We start from the raw sequence: 19,360 nt of genomic DNA on the forward strand, positions 1-19,360 counted from the left end.
CGAGTTGATCATAGCGTGTCGCGATGGCGCGGTTGATCTTGAGGCGTCCGAAGAAGCGCTCGATCTGGTTGCGCTGCTTGTAGAGTTTCCTGTCGTGCTCGATCGGCACACGGCGGTTTGATCGTCCGGGAATGACGGCCTCGATACCGCGTTCGGCAAGATCGGCGCGAATGGCGTCGGCATCGTATCCCTTATCAGCCAGTAGCGCCTTGGGTGTTTGGTCTGCCATAGCGATCAGGGCGTCATAGGCCTTGCAATCAGCGGCTTCGCCGACTGTCAGGTGGAGGGCGAGCGGTCGCCCTCGTCCATCAGCCAGACAGTGAAGTTTACTGGTGAACCCGCCCCGCGAGCGGCCAAGAGCTCTTCGACGAGTCCCCCTTTTCCGCCCGCCGCCGAAACATGGGCGCGAACCGTAGTGCTGTCGATGCTGTAGTGGCCGCTGTCCGCCATGATCTCGGCCAGTGTAACCGACACGGCCTCCCAAACCCCGGCATCGCTCCATCGCCTGAACCGCCGATAGATCGTGTTCCAGTTGCCGTATTTTGGCGGAACGTCGCGCCAGGGTGTGCCGCAGCGAAGTCGCCAGAGAATGCCGTTGATGATCGCACGGTTCTCTTCAGGACGTCGTCCGCGCCCACGGTTCGACGCATCAATCGGAAGCAACCCCTTCAAAACACGCCATTCTGCTTCGGTAAGATCACCCCGACTCAAGCCCGCCTCCAAAAGGCAGCCTTGAATCAACCCGCCATCGCAACGTCAACCAATTTGTCCACGCCGCCTAGGCGGTCGATATCCTTAGAATTAGGATACCAGGTCGCCTCTTTTATCGACGCCAGCAGTGCAAGAATAGCTGTCGCATTTGCGCGATCAAGATGCGCGATCGTCTGCGGAGCCCAGCCGCCCCACGCTCGGACGTTATACCAGCTGAGAAGGAAGTCCTCGCATACGCTTGCAGCAGACGTGTCATTCATCGCAACTGATAAAATTCGTTCATAAACGATCAATCGGTTAGCCTTTAACTCGTATGAAGGCTGGTTAGATGTCCGTTTTGCGCCCCATACCGGTCGCTCGAAGGCTCACCGGCTGAGTCTGTAACCCTGCCATTTGTTCAACTCTCTCGGCGAGGTGGCTCAAGCGGTCTGCCTAAGGATAATTCAGCCATCTACGATTCTCTGTCATTTGTGCGCCAGTTGCGTCATGCCGCGATCGCGCGGTCGGGGACAAAAAGGCGAGAGTCCCAACGACTAGTGGTTTCGCCCATGGCATTCCGCCCGAGTTCGACGATGTTGAGGCGATCTCCTTCGAAGGCCGGACTCAGTTCCAAAGCAAGATAATCGAAGAGCGACCGCTCGTGAACAGCGACGATAACCTGTCGCTGCATTTGCTTGGACAAGGTCCGTAGCAACGCCGCGAACTGCGCAATATGCACTTCGTCCATGCTCTGCACGGGATCGTCTATGACCAGCCAAGGCAGCCTCGGCTTGACCGACAGATGAAGTGCCAGAAAAAGGGTCAATGCCGCAGTGTTGAGATTCCCAGCGCTTAGCATGGCTCGGGGATTGCCACCTTTTCCGCCTCGGCGATGATGGGTTTCAAGCACAGCCTCGACATCAGCATTGGGCGATTCGGGGATCGCAAATGCAGGGATGAAGGGCTCTTCCGGGGCGAGCCGCACGAAGAGATCGCGCCAAACCGTATTCAATTCATCGTTGAAGACACGCCGCACGACGCGTCCGCGCGCCTCGCGGGTTCTGCGCGTTATATCCTTTGCGACCTCGATGATGGAATCCGCCTGCTCTTTGCGCTCCTTGCGCCCTCGGAGTTCCGCCTCAAGATTGTCAATCTTCGCTGCCAGCGTGCTTTGCTTTTCGGCCAAGATGACAAGGAACTGTGCCGATTCAATTGCGTCAAGTCGTGCAGTTTGACGGGCGGTCAGCACTGCTTCCTGTTGTTGGATCGTCGTGCTGAGCGATGCCAGCAACTGTTCGGTTGAGATATAGGACTCGAAATCCAGGTCGAGGCGGCGCGCCAGATCCTCGACACTGTTGCGAAGAACGATGGCGGTCTGATCACTTTTCTGTGCGGCTGCCAGTGCTCGGGCAGATCGGTTCGCAGCGTCCACATAGCGGTCGCCTTCTGTAAGCCTTACTGTAGCATCGCCAAGTTGACGCTCAACCTCGGTCAAATCCACCGAGCGCTTCTTCAAGGCGGTTAGCTCAGCATCCAAAACCATACCGCTAGCCGCCGCCTGAAGCTCGCGATCGAGGCGTGATACTTCGGTCTGAGTGCTGCCGCGTGAGCTGAGAAGTGACTGAAGCCGTCCTGCCTGTTCGATCATCACTGCGACCTTGGCGGCGACATGAGCCGAAAGCGGCGTATCCGACACCTCGGAATAGTCGCGATCACAGACCGGGCAGATGTCCCCTTCGACGTGCGTCATGAGGTCCGACAGCCCTCGACCGAACGCTTCATTTGCGTTCGAAACCGCAGCAAGCTCATGGTCGAGCCGTTGAAGACGAGTTCGCGCCTCCGTAAGCTGGCGTTCGAGGCCGCTGCGCTTCAACAACGCGACTTCGTGGGCTGCGAGAACCCCCTCAACGCGTTCGCGATCCTGCGCAATGCGCGCTGTTAAAGCCCTCGCGCGCTCCGCGTAGCCAGACTCGCTCGAAAGAGTGATATCGTTAAAAAAGCCGGCTGCGCGCCCCAGCAAAGCCTCCAATACTTGGCCGTGTTCAACAAGCCACTTGTCCAACGCGCTGCGATCGGCTTGGTTTGTAGCCTCGATATCCTTGCGTTTGTCGAGAGCTGCATTTTGTGATGTCGCCGATTGCCAACTTGCCTCCGATACTTCGAGTTCGCGGCGCAGACGAACTAGCGCAGCCAGGTTGTTGTCTTCGGAGACTTGGTCAAGGCGCCTCTTGGCTTCTGCAGGCTCCAAATCCTTAAGCTGCGGATCTATCTCAGCTAACCGGATCCGAAGAGTTTCGGTTCCGGTTCGTAACGCAGCCTCGTCTTGCGCCATTTCGTCGCGCAACCGCTGAAGTTCAGCAACATCCTCAGAAATCTGGTCCCGGAATTCTCCGTATACAGGCACCGGCACTTTCAGACGAGCGATATTGCCCGCGCTGTGCAAGCCCCCGATCAGCGCCTCCATCCGATCGAGACCGAGTAGTTCCTTAACGAATTTGGTAAGCGGAGAATCGCTCTTTTTGTCTGCGTGCTGATAAATCTCAAGGAGGCGTCCTAGCGTGGATTGAGCAAGATAGCTCCGTTCGCTGAAGAAACCCGCATCGCCCTCGCCTAGCAGTGCGTTCCCGGTGACGCCTGTGGTTGTGACTTGCAGATTGGACTGCAGCGGCGCCCCATCGCTTCCGGCTGCCTCCAACCGGACTTCACCGAAGGGCCGGCCTTTGTGGGGCAAGTAGGCCAGATAGTCGGGCTCGGCGCGCGACAGCGACGGGACGGTGCCGGTCAGCGCTAGCTCGATAGCAGATAGCAAGCTCGTCTTGCCTGCCCCGTTTGGCCCATGGATCAGAACAATTGGGGCATCGAGCGAAACATTGACCTCGCCATCTATGCTCCGAAAATCCTTCACGTAGAGTGATTTCAGACGCATCATCCATCAACCTCCCCAAGTCCATCTGTATCTCCGCCTTCGTAATTCCCATTATTGGCGAGCGCAGCAATCAGCGCATTGTGGAAGCATTCGCGGACCGCTTCCTCGCCAAAATTCGATGCCTCCATCAGGGCTCCCGCGAGCGGGTCATCAGGAAGGGCGAACGCATCTTCCCCGCCCAAATCCCGGTTCGCCAATAGGGTAGCAGGAAGTTCGAGAGGGAGGAGAACAGCGAGTTGATCGCGAAGTTCGGCTGGATCGAGCGCTTCGTCGACCGACAAAATGCGCCCGACCTGTGCGAGAGCCTCAAGCGCCTTTCCAATCGGGCGCGGTCCTACGATTATCGTGCTAAGAGGCCGATGCGAGCGCATGACATCCAAGGCGCGCGCTATGCCCTCGACCTGTTGAACTACCTTCCTCTCTCCATCGGCTGCCATGTCGCCGATCAAGACTAGGTCTGCTGAGTGTCCAACACCTACGAATGCACCCGCAATATCAAAGGTCAGGCCGGCCATCTCCAGTGGCAAGTCGATCCGGCGATAGCCCGCCTCGACCAAAAGCGCGGCGACGCGTTCGGCGGGTAAGCCCATCGTCATAACGCCACCCGACTGCGAAATCGCGCGAGCAAGTCCTCGACGTCGGTTCCGTCACCCATTAGAGTTTCAATGCTAACATCACGGACTTTCGCAAGCCCGGTGCGCCCAGGCGCGCGACGTGGATAGCGCGGCATTGGAGGCGGATTCTCGTGACTATGGATGATAACCGCATCGTCATTGTCCGCGATGAGGCCGTTCGTGTTGAGGCGGATCGCCGCCTGGGCGCTGGCAGCAAAGAAGAATTTTGCCGGGCCACTGCGACCATCCAGCACAAAGGCACCAGAGGTATCGTCGGCTAGGTCCGCTTTGGCCGCCGTCCATAAGCCCCGCGCGAGGCCTAGGCCAATCAAAGCGGATGCGATTGCGAACTGACAAATGCCGCTACCGGACAAAGTCATATCGGCGGGCATGCGATGAAGCGGTTCGGTGGTGATAGGCGAATAGATTCCGTTGGCCGGATCGGGCAGGCCTCCGTTGCGTAGCATTGCGACAGCCCGTCCAAATTGCGCGAACATTTCGCCTACAATTTCTGCGTCTGGGCTGACACTATCGGCCACGAAATTGCGGGCATGCTCGAGCCCATCGTGGAGCATGCGGCGATCGTTCTGCGTTAAGCCCGGAGCCCCAATACCAATCAGTTCCTTGAGCTTGGCGGTCACGACGTAAAGGTAGAGCGCCAGCAACAAGGGCTTGGCATAGGCTTGAACCAGCGCTTCCTTTTCCATTTGTGGCCGGTTCGAGGGCGAAAAATCCTGATGATAGACGTTCTGAAGCAGGCCTTCCTGGTCGGCGCCCAGCGCATTTTCCGAAAAGGCGTAGGCTGGAGGGTGCGACGGCCAAGGCCAAGCCATGGTCGCCTGGGCCGTCGCAAAAAGACCTTGGATATTCGAGTCCTGCGCGGACAAGCCAAGCATCAAGGTTGGGCGAGTCACTATAAAATTGATCAGGAAAGGTGCCATGACAGGATTCTGCGCTGCCCAGCCATTGATTTGGCTCGATCGGGCGACGAGCAGGCCGCGGAACTGGCCTTGATCGTCGAGCGCCGCCTGGGCACACCCATGAAACTTGTAAAGGTTCGCGCGAAGTCGGTTCCACCGGACATCATTGGGTGCGACCACGACGCGAAGCACAGGTTGAGCGCCAGCGAGGCTCTGCATCGCCCGCTCGATGAGATTGTCCCAATTTGCCGTCGGCATTTCCGACGCTACGCCTTCGATGGCCAATGCCGCCAGACAGAGATGCTCGGCATCGGGCTCAGTTGCAGGATCCGCATATACATGCGCCGCATCCAGCACATTCCATAATAGGAAATCCGGTTGCTCACCGTCGACGGTGACATTCAGCATTCGCGAATAGTTATTGACGAGCCGGGCCGCGAGGGCCTCATAGTCTGGCCATGACGCTGGCTCTTGGTCAAAGTCGATACGTGCCCATTCATCCGGGCTGGGCTGAGCCAAGACGACTACCGCATTCAACGCCTTGCGGAACCGGCAATCGGGATCTCCCGCAACGATCAGACCCTGTAAGGTGCCGAGGACGCGTTTCGCCAGATCGCGCAAGTCCGGCATCCGCTCGCGAGAAATCCCTGATCCAAGCCAGAAGACATATTGATCATTGGCAACACCGTCTGCGATTTCGCGCTTCTCATCGTCAAGCATTGCGAGAGTGGCACGAACCGAAATCGTCGCTGCGGGTGGCAGTGCCATCAATATTCCCCTAACGGAAGAGACCGCCCGCTGTAGACTAGCGAGACATTAGCGCCGACGCGTCGATTGATTATCCCCCGCCGCTCGACGCATAGACCATGGAGTGGACCATCGATGCAAGTTCAAAGACTTCGCATCAGACTATGGCAACGAGCGAATGTCTGATTGCGGCTGCTATGGCCAGTTTGCTTCTCGTAAGCTGACAATCTGCAACCGGCCCAGAAGCTGTCGTTCTAATCGCGGGCATCGATTGACCGATTTCCACCCCAATGTCCGACTTCGAGGATCGCCCTGAACGACCCGGAAGCGGACATATTTCGGTGTTGTCCCGCCAGAGACCTTCTTGGACTTCGAAATACTCGTGCCGGCATCAAACGACTAGATTTCCCTCATCGTGATGAGTGACCCCGCTTGCTTTACGATACGATAAGTCAATAGTTTGGCGACACAGGCCGGGGAGAATCAGATTGAATATCGAAGCCAGTCCACAGGTGCGTAAGCTTTTTGACGAAACGCGACGTCGCCTGGTGGAAACTGGAACGCGCAACAGGCTAGTGCACGTCAACAGAGCCAACACCCGCGGCGCGGTCGTCAACATCATCAATGAACGCTCAGATGACGTCTATGCCATCCTTGCAAGTGGCAAAACGATGCGCTTTCGCGCCCTTGGCAAGGACAAGCACGAGCAAGGTGAGATCCTGCTCGCAGACGATACTGCTAACGCGGAGACCTTCGACGATAACCGCTACACCGACAACTTGCTGGAAAGCCCGCTAGGGCCGGACGCACTTGCCAAAAAGCTCCTGAAGATCGCGCGGGATGCGCGCACGGCCGAGGAGGAGCAAGGGGTAAACATTCTCTACCTGGCCCTCGGCTTCGTCTCCTGGTTTGAAGATGAAAAATCTGACATTCGCCGAGAGGCGCCCCTAGTTCTGCTCCCGGTGGAGCTTATCCGCAACCAGCGCACTTCAACTTACGACATTCGCATGCGCGGTGAGGATCTCATCACGAACCTTCCTCTCCAGCAGCGATGGCAAGACGATTTCGGGTTGGTTCTTCCCGAACTTGAATTCGGAGAGGACTGGCAGCCATCGCAATACTTCGACCAAGTCGACGAAATTGTCGATGAACGTGATCGCTGGGAAATCGACCGTGATGCCATTCAACTGGGCTTCTTCTCGTTCTCGAAACTGCTCATGTATCGCGACCTTGATATCGATGTATGGCCCGATAGCGCGCTGGAAACCCACGAGCTCGTCAAAGGCCTTCTTTACGAAGGTTTCGAGGGCGACGACGACGCAATTTTTGGCGAAGAGGACAAGCTTGATGATGTCTTGCCGCCTGAAAAAATCTTTCACGTTGTCGACGCTGATGCGAGTCAGGCCCGGGTAATCGAAGAGGCCCGGTCTGGTCGTAACCTCGTGGTGCAAGGACCGCCGGGCACGGGCAAGAGCCAGACCATCGCCAACATCATCGCCGCTGCTGCGCAGGAAGGGAAGACGGTCCTGTTCGTGGCCGAAAAAATGGCCGCACTGGAGGTCGTGCACGATCGGTTGGTGAAAGTCGGCTTGGCAGACATCTGTCTTGAATTGCATTCCCGTAGCGCGAACAAACGCCAGGTGCTCGAGGAGCTGAAGCGAACCCTCAACGCAGGTGCCGCCGTGCCTGCAATTCCCGCAAGGCCAGAAGCGCTGCAGCATAGCCGAGACAAGCTCAACGCTATTACCAAGGCTCTCCATTCGCCTATCGGCGACACAGGCGAAACTGCGTTCGGGATGCTGGGTCGCCAAGCGCGCTTCATGGGTTTGAATGCTCCTCCGCCGACTTTCGCTGCAGATAGCCTGGCTGAAATGGATCGAGCTGCCGAAAACCAGGCGGTGGATGCACTCAAGCTTTATGGTGCCGCGTTGAAAGAGGCTGGTGATCCCGCCAAGCATCCGTTTCGGTCAGTAACCGTGACACAGCTTCAGCCGGTCGATCAAGCAAGATTGCGGTCGATGCTGGATGAGGCACGGGAAGCGGTAACGGCCCTTGATAATGCCCTTAATGTCGCTTTGGATTCTCTCGGGCTGGCTGAAGGCGGCTGGTTCGACCTGGTCGCGCCGGTCGAAGAACTTCTGCGTGCGCTTTCCGGTTTGAACGAGGGCGAAGGCAATCTTGCCAAAGAGCTTCTGCAATGCCGCGATATGGACCGCCTGTCTCAAGCTCTCGCATCTGGTCGCCGGTGGCGCGAAGAACGCGATGCGGCCAGTGCTTACTTTATCGATCACGCCTTCACGGTTGATGTGGCGCACCTTCGTGCCCCGCTTATCGCAGGGACAACATCATTCTTCGCTCGCTGGGGCAGTGCCTACCGCAATGCGTCGCGTGAACTTGCGGGTTTGCTAACTGATCAGTTGCCGAAATTCGCGGATGAGCGTGTGGAGCTGGTGGATAGCCTGTTGCAAGTCTCCCGCCTGCGCAACGAATGGGGCCAAGAGGAGGAATTTTGTCGGACTACGCTTGGCGAAAATTGGCGCGGCGAGCGGACCGATTGGGAGGGCATCGAGGCTGTCCAGGCATGGGCCGCGCGAGTGTCGTCAGCCAATGCCGATCTTGATGCCGAACCCGAATTCCTCGTCTCCACTGCTTTAGCTGGGGAGCGCGAAAACTGGGCCGATGAGATCAAACGGTTGGCTGGCCCGGCACGGACATCAGTCGCGCTTGTGCGCGATCGACTCGGGATAGCTGATGACCGTTTCGAAGAAGGATGGGACGATGCGCAACTAGCCGAGATCACCGGCGCTCTGGCAAGGATGTCGGAGGCGATAGAACGATATCCAGAGTGGGCCACCCTCGTTGATGCTCGCGCAAAGGCGGACGCCGCCGGCATTGGCTCTCTCGCCGATCGTATGGCGTCCGGTGAATGCGATGCCGATGCAGCTGTCGTTGAACTCAAATTTGCAAGGGCGGAAGCGATTTGGGAACGTGGACTCGGCGCCGAACCGGCATTGCGGGACCTCAGCAGCGTCGATCGCAACCTCCTGGTCGCAGACTTCACCAAACTCGAGAAACAGCATCTGCGGGACAATGTAACGCATATCGTCGCCAACCATCTTGGGCAGCTGCCGCGCGGTGCGTTGGGAGAAATGAAGGTGTTGCGCGGCGAAATGGGGAAGAAACGTGGCCACAAAGCGCTTCGTCGCCTGTTTTCGGAGGCACCGAATGCCATCCAGCGGATAAAACCGGTGCTGTTGATGAGCCCTATCTCGGTAGCGCAATATCTGACGCCAGGGACGCTTTCTTTCGACCTATTGCTGATCGATGAAGCCAGTCAGGTGCGCCCCGAGGATGCGCTCGGTGCGATCGCCCGTGCTAGCCAGATCGTTGTTGTCGGCGATCAAAAACAGCTCCCACCGACGTCCTTCTTCGACCGTCTCACCAGTGCCAACCAAGATGAAGACGACGATGAACAGCGCGAAGACGAGGATTTGCTTGGTGGCGCTGCCCAGCTGGCAGAGCTGGAAAGCATATTGACCCTGTGCGAGGCGCGGGGCCTCGGTGCCCGCCTGCTCGAATGGCACTATCGATCGCGGGATCCATCGCTCATTCGCGTGTCAAACCGAGAATTCTACGCGGACCGCTTGATACTCCCACCATCGCCATTGGAGAAAGACCCAGCTTACGGCCTCGTTTTCACCCAGGTGCCAGGCGCATATGACAAGGGTGGTCGTCGCGATAATCGACTGGAGGGCGAAGCTCTGGTGGAGGCCGTTGCAAATCACGCACGGACGATGCCGGACCAGTCACTGGGAATAGTTACGTTCTCTGCAACGCAAAAGAACACGATCACCGAACTCCTTGAGCTTGCTCGTCGCAAGGACGCCATTCTTGACGATTTTCTCCGCGAAGGCGGCGCTGAGGATGTCTTCGTCAAGAATATCGAGAACGTTCAGGGCGACGAGCGCGACGTGATTTTCATCAGCGTCGGCTATGGCCCGACCGAACCTGGCGGGAGAATGATCGGCGCGAGCTTCGGGCCAGTTAACTCCGAAGGCGGCGAACGTCGTCTCAATGTGCTTTTCACGCGGGCTAGGCTTAGGTGTGAAATCTTCGCTTCCTTCGACCCGGGCGAACTTGATGTAAGTCGCGCTTCACGGGAAGGGCCGCGCGTTCTCAAACGTTTCCTCGAATTTGCGAAGCACCGCCAGCTCGTTGAGCATATGCCGACTGGCGAGGAAGCCGACACCCCCTTTGAGGAGGATGTCGCGGACACCATACGGTCCTTCGGTTTCCTTGCAGATCCACAGGTGGGATCAGCAGGCTTCAAGATTGATTTGGGCATCCGCCATCCCGACAGACCGGGGAGTTATTTGCTGGCGGTTGAGTGCGACGGAGCCACATACCATTCGGCCCTGTGGGCACGCGAGCGCGATCGCCTCCGTCAAAGCGTGCTGGAGCATCTGGGATGGCGCTTCCATAGGATATGGAGCACCGACTGGTTTTATAATCGCGAACGTGAAATCAAGCGTCTCCGCGAAGCATTGGAAAGCGCCAAGCGAGACCAAGAGAACGGTTCACCTCCGAAGACTATCGAGAAGCCCGAAGCTGCACCGACCCCGACTCATGACAAGCCTGTCGCGCCACTTCCCGAAGTGGAAGAGCGACAAATGCCTAGGTATGAGCGGGCATACTTCCCCATCGCATCGAACTGTGAACCGCATGAGGCTCATCCTTATGAATTGCGCGAATTGGCATTGAAGGTTGTAGAATTCGAGGGGCCGATTTCTGCAGAAGAGACAGCACGAAGAATATCGTCTTGTTACGGTCGCGAACGTGCAGGCAGGCGCATCCAGTCTGTAGCGCTCGATGCGCTACAGACCCTCAAAAGCAGCGGTTCGATACTCTATGATGATGGCTTCTATTTTACGCGGGCGCAGCGTGATGAGACGCCGGTGCGAGACCGGACTGATGAAGCCGGCGCCACGCTCAAAGCAGAGTCGATCTCGCTGCTTGAAATCCGTGCGGCTTTGAAAATCGCGCTGGCGGACAATGCGGGCGCTGAAGCTGATGATCTTATTCGTGCTACCGCGAGACTACTGGGGTTTAAACGGGTGGGATCTGACCTCCGAGCCCGAATAGCACAAGGGCTGAAGTCTTAAACGCGGGATGATACTTAAAGTGCCGGACCGACACTGCTTGAATTACGTCGGTCCGGCGCATTCTGAGGCGTGATTTAGGCTGCGATGTCGAACCCGCTGGCAAGCTCCTGTTGCAACCGATTAGAATAGGTCCGCAGTTCGTTGCTTAGCGAATGGTCTGGGCGCCGACGCAGGAACCCTTCGATCAGCCCAACGATGGCAGGCTCAAGCCTCAGGCAGTCCTTGCCTTGCGCGACCAACCATCCGAGCTTTGCAATGGACAGCAGCAGACAGTCGAGTTCGACGTGATCCCGCAGGTTTTGCCATGCGCCCGCGCTGACGGGTCGCCGCACGCCCGGCTTTGCCGCTACTAGGTCGAACGGCACACCCATCCGGAGCAGCACCTGCGACAGGTGCGACACGCCGCCCGCTGCGCTTGGTATGGCGGTTGCCATTCGATCAGCAAGAAATTCTAGCTCGTCAATGGCAGCAATTCGGTCCGGGTGGGGACGAATTTCTGGCGCTCGGCCAGCCAAGAACGGGCCACGTCGTTCTCAATACCGCCGCGCCCCTTGATGCCAGCTTTGGCCAAGGCGTTGCGGGCCGCGACTTCATTCATCTGGGCTAGGTATGCAAGTTCGCGAACCGACAACGGAAGCCAGGTTTCGAACTCGAATTTCCAGCGAGCGAACGCAGTGCCGATGGTGACTCGTAAGGGACTCTCAGCGTTACCCATGGGTGACGTTGTGCTGACAGTCCCGGCGGACGCGCCATCCATAAGGGAGCCGAGGTCGTCCCACGATTCCGGACGGAATGCCTCAGGCTTGCCGGTCTGGAACGCCCAGTCGTAGCTTGCCTCGATCAATGGGGTAGAACGGAAACGCGAGAGATCGACCTGCGAAGGATCTGCGTCGTCGTATGGTTCGCCTGCGTTGTCGGATGAGGGAAACCCCAGAAAGGCTTCGGCCGCTTCGTAGCTTCCCCAGTGGGCGATCATTGCTGCCTCCGCGACCAAGGCCTTGCGCAGGTCCTGCATAACATCGTCACGCGAGAACGGCGTCTGGGGACCTTCAGCCGGAATGTCGCCAGCAGAGGGCGCATTAACCTCGGTAAGTGTCAGCTTCCCGGCACTGATTAACGACGGAGGAGTGCCATCACCTGCGGACATGCGTATTGAGAAGCCTTTGCGCACGAGGCGCAGGGCCTCATCATATTCGGTCGTCAGGACAGCGTTCTTGCGGTGATGCAGTTCGCTTCCGAAAGCGGGGTCACCAAGGACGAAGTGGCCTTGCTTGTCGCGATAGGGGCGCTCGGTCTTGCCAGTCTTCGGATTGGTGCGGGTGATAATGGTGGCCACGATGGCAATCTCCAATGATTTTGGTTGCGTTCAGCGCTTCAGGCGCTTGCTGCGGTGTGCGAGGGTGATGACCCGGCCATTCTCGACCACGGCGTATTTGTTGAGCAGTGGCTCCACGTATCGAAGGGCTCTTGCCCCGCCGAAGTCGCGAGCAATGCGCTTGCGTGCCTGCTTGTCCATAAAGAGCACATCAGCTCCGTCATGACGGGACCAAGCGCCGTATCGCTCGAAGAGTTCTACAGCGAGTGGTGGAATGCTGCGCTGCTGACTGCGATGGGCGGCGTGCCTTGTCATCATATTGCTAATCCATTGCGTTTGGGTTGCTATAAGAAAGCAATAGCAGGCTCGACAGGCTTTGCAATAGGGTTGCGAAAAAAATATCATCTCAGAGTATATCGGGTGTCGTGATCGCAGGAAACGACGCAATTCGCGCCTATCGCTTGCCCGATTCAGGCAATCCGAATAGTCAGTTGCGTGACACAAGGGGCATCAATGTTCGAGAACGCTTTCAACAATATCGACCGGGCCATGCGCAATGACGAGGGCCTGTCGTCGGAACTGGATTACGCTGAACAGACCAGCTGGCTGCTGTTCCTCAAGTATCTCGACGATCTCGAGCAGGAGCGGCAGGACCAGGCCGAGCTGGAAGGCCGCGACTACACGCCGATTCTCGAGGAGGCCTATCGCTGGCAGACCTGGGCCGCGCCGAAGGACAAGGACGGCAAGCTCGACCACAATGCTGCGAAGACCGGGCAGGACCTGATCGACTTCGTCAACGGCAAGCTGTTTCCTTACCTGAAGACGTTCAACGCCAGCGATGCTGATGTGGATACGCTGGAATATAAGGTGGGCGAGATCTTCTCCGAGCTCGCGAACCGGTTCCGCTCCGGCTATTCGCTGCGCGAAGTGATCGACATCGTCGACACGCTTGATTTCGGCAGCACCGATGCCAAGCATGAGCTGTCGGACCTTTACGAAACCCGCATCAAGCGGATGGGCAATGCCGGGCGCAATGGCGGCGAGTATTACACGCCGCGCCCGTTAATCCGGGCGATGATTAAGGTTGTCGATCCCAAGATCGGCGAGACGATCTACGATGGCGCCTGCGGATCGGCGGGGTTCCTGTGCGAGGCGTGGGATTATTTGCGCCGTCCGGACCTGTCCGGCGAGGAATGGGAAACACTCCAGCGCCGCACCTTCTACGGGCAAGAGAAGAAGTCGCTAGCCTATGTGCTGGGCGTGATGAACATGATCCTCCATGGGATCGAGGCGCCGACGATCCGCCACGCCAACACGCTCACCGAGAACGTGATGGATATCCAACAGGCCGACCGTCATGATATCGTGCTTGCCAATCCACCTTTTGGTGGGGGCGAGCGGCGGGAGGTGCAGCAGAACTTCCCGATCAAGTCCGGCGAGACGGCTTACCTGTTCCTGCAGCATTTCATCCGCAAGCTGAAGGCGGAGGGACGCTTCTCTCACGGGCGTGGCGCGGTGGTGATCAAGAACACCTTCCTTAGCAACACCGACAATGCCAGCGTGGAGCTGCGCAAGGAACTGCTGGCGAACTGCAATCTTCACACGGTGCTTGATTGCCCCGGAGGCACGTTCCAGGGCGCTGGTGTGAAGACGGTAGTGCTGTTCTTCGACAAGGGAACGCCGACGAAGAAGATCTGGTATTACCAGCTCGATCCCGGCCGTTCGCTTGGCAAGACCAACCCGCTCAATGACGACGATCTGAAGGATTTTGTCGAACTGCAGGCGACTAAGGCCGATAGCGCAAAAAGCTGGTCGGTAGCCGTCGATGCGCTGGATCAGGAGACGTTTGATCTGTCTTTGCGCAATCCCAATGCGCCAGAGGAAGCGCCCTTGCGCGAACCGGCGGAGATTATCGAGGCGATGCTGGCGCGTGATGCCGAAACCGCTCAGATACTCGAAGACATTCGGGGGATGCTGTGAGTTGGGAGGGCCGTCCATTATCGGCATGCATTGAAAAGGTCTCAGTGCCCGCCAAGATCCCTCGCAAATCGTTCCTTGCGAGCGGCCCAGTTCCAATCGTTTCACAAGAAGCAGACTTCATTAATGGCTATTGGGAAAACGAAGCCGATGCAGTGAAGGTCTCCGAACCGTTGGTCGTATTCGGCGACCACACCCAAGTTCTCAAACTAATCGATTTTGACTTTGTGGTGGGCGCTGATGGCGTCAAGCTGCTCAAGCCGAAACAATTCTTAGATGCCCGTTTCCTAAAGTATTTTCTGGAGGCGAATCCGTTTCCATCCTTGGGTTATGCGCGGCACTACAGGCACATTTCGAACCTAGAAGTCCCACTCCCTCCCATAGAGGAACAGGAGCGGATTGTTGCGGTGCTGGATCAGGCCTTCGCCGCCCTCGACCGCGCCCGTGCCAACGCCGAAGCCAACTTGGCCGATGCGGAAGAGGTGCTCGAGAATTGGCTCGCGCTGATTTTCGAACGTCGAGGCGGGGATTGGCAGCAGGTAGGCTTGCCTGATATCAGCGAAAATCTGGATCGGCAGCGGGTCCCCATCACGAAAAGCGATCGCGTCGCAGGTTCCGTGCCCTACTACGGAGCCTCAGGCGTAGTCGATCACGTGGCAGATTACATCTTCGACGAGGATCTGCTTTTGGTTTCGGAAGATGGGGCTAACCTATTGGCGCGCACCTATCCGATCGCGTTCTCGATCTCCGGTAAGTCCTGGGTGAACAATCATGCGCACGTGCTGCGCTTCGAGGACCGAACCGACCAGGAATTTGTAAGACTTTACCTCGAGTCCATCTCGCTGAAGCCGTTCATAAGCGGCATGGCGCAGCCGAAGCTCAACCAGAAGGCGTTGAACATAATCCCGATACCGTTTCCGGATGCGGCGACTCGTCAGGATATTGTTGAGGAGGCTGAACGGCTCACGGGCCTTACAACCCGAGCCGTTGGGCAATATGAAAAGGCTCTCGAAGACATCAACGATCTTCGTATTTCGATTTTATCGACGGCGTTTAAAGGGCGGTTGTAACGGTGTCTGAACCTACGCCGCAGGAAGATTACGAGAAAAGACTGAGGCGCTTCGTCGTGATGGTGCACGGGCAAGAAGGGCTGATAGCCAAGCTTGCCATCTTCAGGGAGGTAGTGCGGCATTATCGAGAGCGCGGCGATGGACTCTGGGAAATCTCTCCCCCTCTCTATTTTTTCGCGCGGGCAATGCAAACCGATGTGCTGTTGGCTTTGGCGCGGATCCTTGAGGAAAAGCAACGCAGCTGGGGCAATCTAGAGAAGTTTCTCGATTTTAGCGCAGCGAATTCCGGCAGGATTGTCTGGAAGAATGGTCAGTTCTCCGAGGCCGTAGCGTTTAAGCACAAGTCCGCGCTCGCCACTCACTCCGACATTATCGCGAGCATTCGGGGCCGAAGGGACAAGGTGATCGCGCACCTGGACAGGAAGTATTTTTTTGATCCCGAGGCTGTGGAGGATGACTTCCCGCTAGCAGATGAAGCGATGATTGCCTTGGCGAATGAAATCATCAAGATACTCCATGAGCATGAGAGGGGTGTATCTGATAGCTGGTCATTTCATCTTGCTGAATTCTATCAAATTGGTGTCGACAATATGATCCGATCTCTTGAGGATATCGCTCGCCAGAAGAAGCGAGGCGCTTAGATGCCGCAAGCGGAAACCGAAGCCGACACGCGCGCCAACCGCATCGATCCCGCCCTGCGGGATGCCGGCTGGGGCGTAGTCGAAGGCTCTTCGATCTCCCGCGAATACACGATCGCACCTGGCCGGATCCTTGCTGGCGGTGAGCGAGCCAATGCTCTCTCTGCCGATTACGTCCTGACCTACAAGGGTCGCCACATGGCGGTTGTTGAGGCCAAGCGCGCCGGTCTTGGCCACACAGCCGGGGTTGGACAAGCGAAGGACTATGCCCGCCGCCTCGAAACCCGCTTCGCCTACTCGACCAACGGTCTCGGCTGGTATGGCATAGACATGAATACCGGTAAGGAAGGCGATCACGACCTACCTTTCCCTACGCCGGACGAGCTCTGGCATCGTTGCTTCCCGCTTGGCAATGATTGGCGCGAGCGTTTCGGCGCAGTGCCGTTCGAGACCGGCGGCGGCAAATGGCAGCCACGCTATTACCAGCACAACGCCATCACCGCCGTCCTCGAAGCGATTGCGAAGGGTGATAAGCGCATCCTGCTGACGCTCGCCACCGGCACCGGCAAGACAAGCATCGCCTTCCAGATCGCGTGGAAGCTTTTCCAGTCCAGCTGGAACCTCAGCCGCGAACCGGTCCGACGCCCGCGCGTCCTGTTCCTCGCCGATCGCAACATCCTTGCCGATCAGGCCTACAACGCCTTCAGCGCCTTCCCGCCCGACGCGCTTGTTCGCATCGATCCGGAGGAAGTGCGTAAGCGCGGCGGTGTGCCGACCAACGCCAACATCTTCTTCACGATCTTCCAGACCTTCATGACCGGCGGGAAGGACGGTGAGACCGAATTCACCTTTGAAGGTTACGCGCCTGACTTCTTCGACTTCATCGTAATCGACGAATGCCACCGCGGCGGTGCGCGGGACGAAAGCACCTGGCGCGCGATCCTCGAATATTTCGCGCCCGCCGTGCAGCTGGGCCTGACCGCCACGCCCAAACGCGACACCAACGCCGATACCTACAAGTATTTCGGCGAACCGGTTTACACCTATGCGCTAAAGGAAGGCATCGGCGACGGCTTCCTAACGCCCTTCAAGGTGCGCCAGATGGCGAGCACCATGGACACCTACACCTTCAGCGACGAGGACGAGGTGGTCGCGGGCGAGATCGACCCGGACAAGGAATACAAGGAAGCCGATTTCAACACCAAGCTCATCATCGACGAGCGCGAGATGAGCCGCGTGCAGGAATTCATGGACCAGATCGACCAGCGCCAGAAGACGCTGGTTTTCTGCGCAACCCAAGATCACGCCGCCCGCGTCCGCAACTTCATCAACCAGATCAAGGACAATCCTGACCCGCATTATTGCGAGCGGGTAACGGCCGACGATGGCAAGCTGGGCGAGCAGCACCTGCGCGAGTTTCAGGACAACGAGAAGACGCTGCCAACCATCCTGACGACCTCACAAAAGCTGTCGACCGGTGTCGATGCGCGCAACGTGCGCAACATCGTCCTGCTTCGCCCGATCAAGTCTATGATCGAATTCAAGCAGATCATCGGCCGCGGCACGCGCACCTTCGACGGGAAGGACTTCTTCACGATCTACGACTTTGTGAAGGCATACGAGCACTTCAACGATCCCGAATGGGATGGCGAGCCGGAAGATCCTGCAGATCCCCGGCCGCCGCGTCCCAGACCTGGCGACCCCGATGGAGCGGACGATCCAGAGGACCCCGAAGACCCGAAAGAGCCGACCGAGAAGGTCATCGTGAAGCTGGCCGACGGCAAGGAGCGCAAGATCCGCTATGTCGGTGCCACCACATATATGTTCAACGGACGGCCAATTACTGCACAGGAGTTCATGGACCACTTGTTCGGCGATCTGGGCACACTGGTCACAAGCGAAGACGAACTGCGCGAGATCTGGAGCGATCCGGATCGACGAAACGCTTTCCTGCAACGTCTCACGGAGATGGGCTACGACCGCGAGCGCCTGGCCGATATGCGCCGGCTTATCGACGCGCCGAACTCTGACATCTTCGACGTGCTCGGTTACATCCGTTTCACCCTCGCGCCCTTGGCCCGCCTCGAACGCGTGGAAACCGCGAAGGCCAACGGGATGGGCGGATACGAGGAAGAGATGCGCGAATTCCTCGACTACGTCCTCGGCTCATACGTGAAAGACGGCATCCGCGAACTAGACACCCAGCGCCTCAGCCACTTCATCCGGAGCCGCTACGGCAGTATGAACGATGCGAAGAGGAAGCTTGGGTCGACCGTGGAGATCCGTTCAGCGTTTCTCGATATTCAAAGGCATCTATTCTCAAGTGTCCGCGAGTTACGCTAGGGGCCCCTCGGTTTCCGCTTCCGACGCACCTCAAAGACAGAGAGATCCGCCAACTTGAAACCAGCGCCATCAGTGAGGAAGGCCTCTTTGATCGTATCCTCCGGCCCGAAATGCTCGCGCACAATGGGATGGTCGATCACGTCGTATACTCGCTTCCCAATGCTGGCCACCATTTGAGCCTCAGGGAAGTGCTGACTGACGACCACACCTTTAGGCAGCGCATCATCGGCTCTGATCGATTTGACCTGCTTCTCCGAGAGCCAAACGTTCACGCCGCCGAGCTTTTCAATCTTGGCGTATGCCCGAGCCCACGAAAATACTGACCAATTACTCATGCTGACCCTCAGAGCACTGCAACGGTTAAAATGGCGTGCAGCGCGTTGAATCAATTTGCCAGGGGCGGGCTTCCGACTTGCCATCGGCAACTGGATTGGCACCAAGTTAGGCTGGCTCATCTGCGTTTCGCAGCCGAGACAAGCGTCCCTTCCGCCGCCACAAGCGCTCCGGTGTATCTCCGGTGAAATTAGCCGATATTCACGTTGTATTCTCGTATTGTTCCGCGTATCAGAAAAGAAGAAACCGCAGTTTTCCGCCATTATCGAAACTAGGCGCTGCCCTCCGAAGGCAGAGGTCACAGGTTCGAATCCTGTCGGGTGCGCCAAATTCCGCCGATTGCTCTCTAAGGCCGCCGATAATCGCCGAAACTACGCCCGCGCAAAGAGCGTGAAATGGCCCTTGCGCGAAAAAGCGTAGAAACGACGGCGTTCGACGGTGAAAAAGTTCGAATCGCTTCCGGACGATTGGTCGGTTTTGACCCTGCACAGACGTGGTCTATGGGCATTAAATGTCCGGTATGCGCCTTCAATTCGGTCGAAAAGGTTGCCATCGCTGGCACCCGAAAGCGGACAAATCTCCGTGGCGGCGCCATGTCGCCTGTGCGCCAAAACCGGTCATTGAA

13 protein-coding genes and 1 pseudogene are annotated in these 19,360 nt (G+C 57.7%); 5 read left to right on the forward strand and 9 right to left on the reverse strand.

Translation table 11 applies throughout. From position 1 onward, the window contains the following. From GRI39_RS14610 to GRI39_RS12230, 5 genes and pseudogenes are all read right to left on the reverse strand, one after another. Positions 1-741, reverse strand: a pseudogene (locus tag GRI39_RS14610) (IS5 family transposase); the annotation flags it as partial. Beyond that, a complete protein-coding gene (locus tag GRI39_RS12215) occupies positions 738-1,004 on the reverse strand; it encodes a DUF7673 family protein (protein ID WP_160740020.1) in 267 nt (88 codons plus the stop codon). The pseudogene GRI39_RS14610 and the gene GRI39_RS12215, both read right to left, overlap by 4 nt. Positions 1,005-1,195: 191 nt before the next feature. Then, positions 1,196-3,619, reverse strand: a complete 2,424-nt coding sequence (locus tag GRI39_RS12220) for an AAA family ATPase (RefSeq protein WP_160740021.1) — start codon at positions 3,617-3,619, stop codon at positions 1,196-1,198. Next, a complete protein-coding gene (locus GRI39_RS12225; RefSeq protein WP_211371593.1) occupies positions 3,616-4,212 on the reverse strand; it encodes a hypothetical protein in 597 nt (198 codons plus the stop codon). The genes GRI39_RS12220 and GRI39_RS12225 overlap by 4 nt, the downstream gene beginning before the upstream one ends. After that, complete coding sequence (locus GRI39_RS12230) at positions 4,209-5,870, reverse strand: SIR2 family protein (RefSeq protein WP_160740023.1); 1,662 nt, start codon at positions 5,868-5,870, stop codon at positions 4,209-4,211. Before GRI39_RS12230 ends, GRI39_RS12225 begins: the two co-directional genes overlap by 4 nt. A gap of 515 nt (positions 5,871-6,385) precedes the next feature. On the opposite strand from GRI39_RS12230, the gene GRI39_RS12235 reads away from it, so the two are divergent. Continuing rightward, positions 6,386-11,059 (forward strand): DUF3320 domain-containing protein, encoded by a 4,674-nt coding sequence (locus GRI39_RS12235; protein ID WP_211371594.1) that lies wholly within the window; start codon positions 6,386-6,388, stop codon positions 11,057-11,059. Positions 11,060-11,133: 74 nt separating this feature from the next. Here GRI39_RS12235 and GRI39_RS12240 read toward each other — a convergent pair whose 3' ends face one another. From GRI39_RS12240 to GRI39_RS12250, 3 genes are read right to left on the reverse strand one after another with little or no spacing between them, the layout of a single operon-like run. Beyond that, positions 11,134-11,493: a hypothetical protein gene (locus tag GRI39_RS12240; protein WP_160740024.1), complete on the reverse strand. Its 360-nt coding sequence runs from the start codon at positions 11,491-11,493 to the stop codon at positions 11,134-11,136. 17 nt (positions 11,494-11,510) lie between these two features. Continuing rightward, positions 11,511-12,395, reverse strand: coding sequence for a hypothetical protein (locus GRI39_RS12245; RefSeq protein WP_160740025.1), 885 nt, complete (start codon positions 12,393-12,395; stop codon positions 11,511-11,513). Between the two features lie 30 nt (positions 12,396-12,425). Then, a complete protein-coding gene (locus tag GRI39_RS12250; RefSeq protein WP_160740026.1) occupies positions 12,426-12,692 on the reverse strand; it encodes a hypothetical protein in 267 nt (88 codons plus the stop codon). Positions 12,693-12,887: 195 nt separating this feature from the next. Between GRI39_RS12250 and GRI39_RS12255 the strand changes: the two genes are divergently transcribed. From GRI39_RS12255 to hsdR, 4 genes are read left to right on the forward strand one after another with little or no spacing between them, the layout of a single operon-like run. Beyond that, positions 12,888-14,354, forward strand: a complete 1,467-nt coding sequence (locus tag GRI39_RS12255) for a class I SAM-dependent DNA methyltransferase (RefSeq protein WP_160740027.1) — start codon at positions 12,888-12,890, stop codon at positions 14,352-14,354. 44 nt (positions 14,355-14,398) lie between these two features. Continuing rightward, positions 14,399-15,421, forward strand: coding sequence for a restriction endonuclease subunit S (locus GRI39_RS14780; protein ID WP_211371595.1), 1,023 nt, complete (start codon positions 14,399-14,401; stop codon positions 15,419-15,421). Positions 15,422-15,423: 2 nt separating this feature from the next. Continuing rightward, positions 15,424-16,062 (forward strand): AbiU2 domain-containing protein, encoded by a 639-nt coding sequence (locus GRI39_RS12265; RefSeq protein ID WP_160740028.1) that lies wholly within the window; start codon positions 15,424-15,426, stop codon positions 16,060-16,062. After that, positions 16,063-18,402 carry an EcoAI/FtnUII family type I restriction enzme subunit R gene (hsdR, locus tag GRI39_RS12270; RefSeq protein ID WP_160740029.1) on the forward strand — a complete coding sequence of 780 codons (2,340 nt, stop codon included), beginning with the start codon at positions 16,063-16,065 and terminating at the stop codon, positions 18,400-18,402. Here hsdR and GRI39_RS12275 read toward each other — a convergent pair. Continuing rightward, a complete protein-coding gene (locus GRI39_RS12275) occupies positions 18,399-18,737 on the reverse strand; it encodes a hypothetical protein (protein ID WP_160740030.1) in 339 nt (112 codons plus the stop codon). The genes hsdR and GRI39_RS12275 overlap by 4 nt on opposite strands. Positions 18,738-19,360: the final 623 nt, after the last annotated feature.

The organism is Altericroceibacterium indicum, assembly GCF_009828105.1.
Taxonomy (GTDB): Bacteria; Pseudomonadota; Alphaproteobacteria; order Sphingomonadales; family Sphingomonadaceae; genus Altericroceibacterium; species Altericroceibacterium indicum.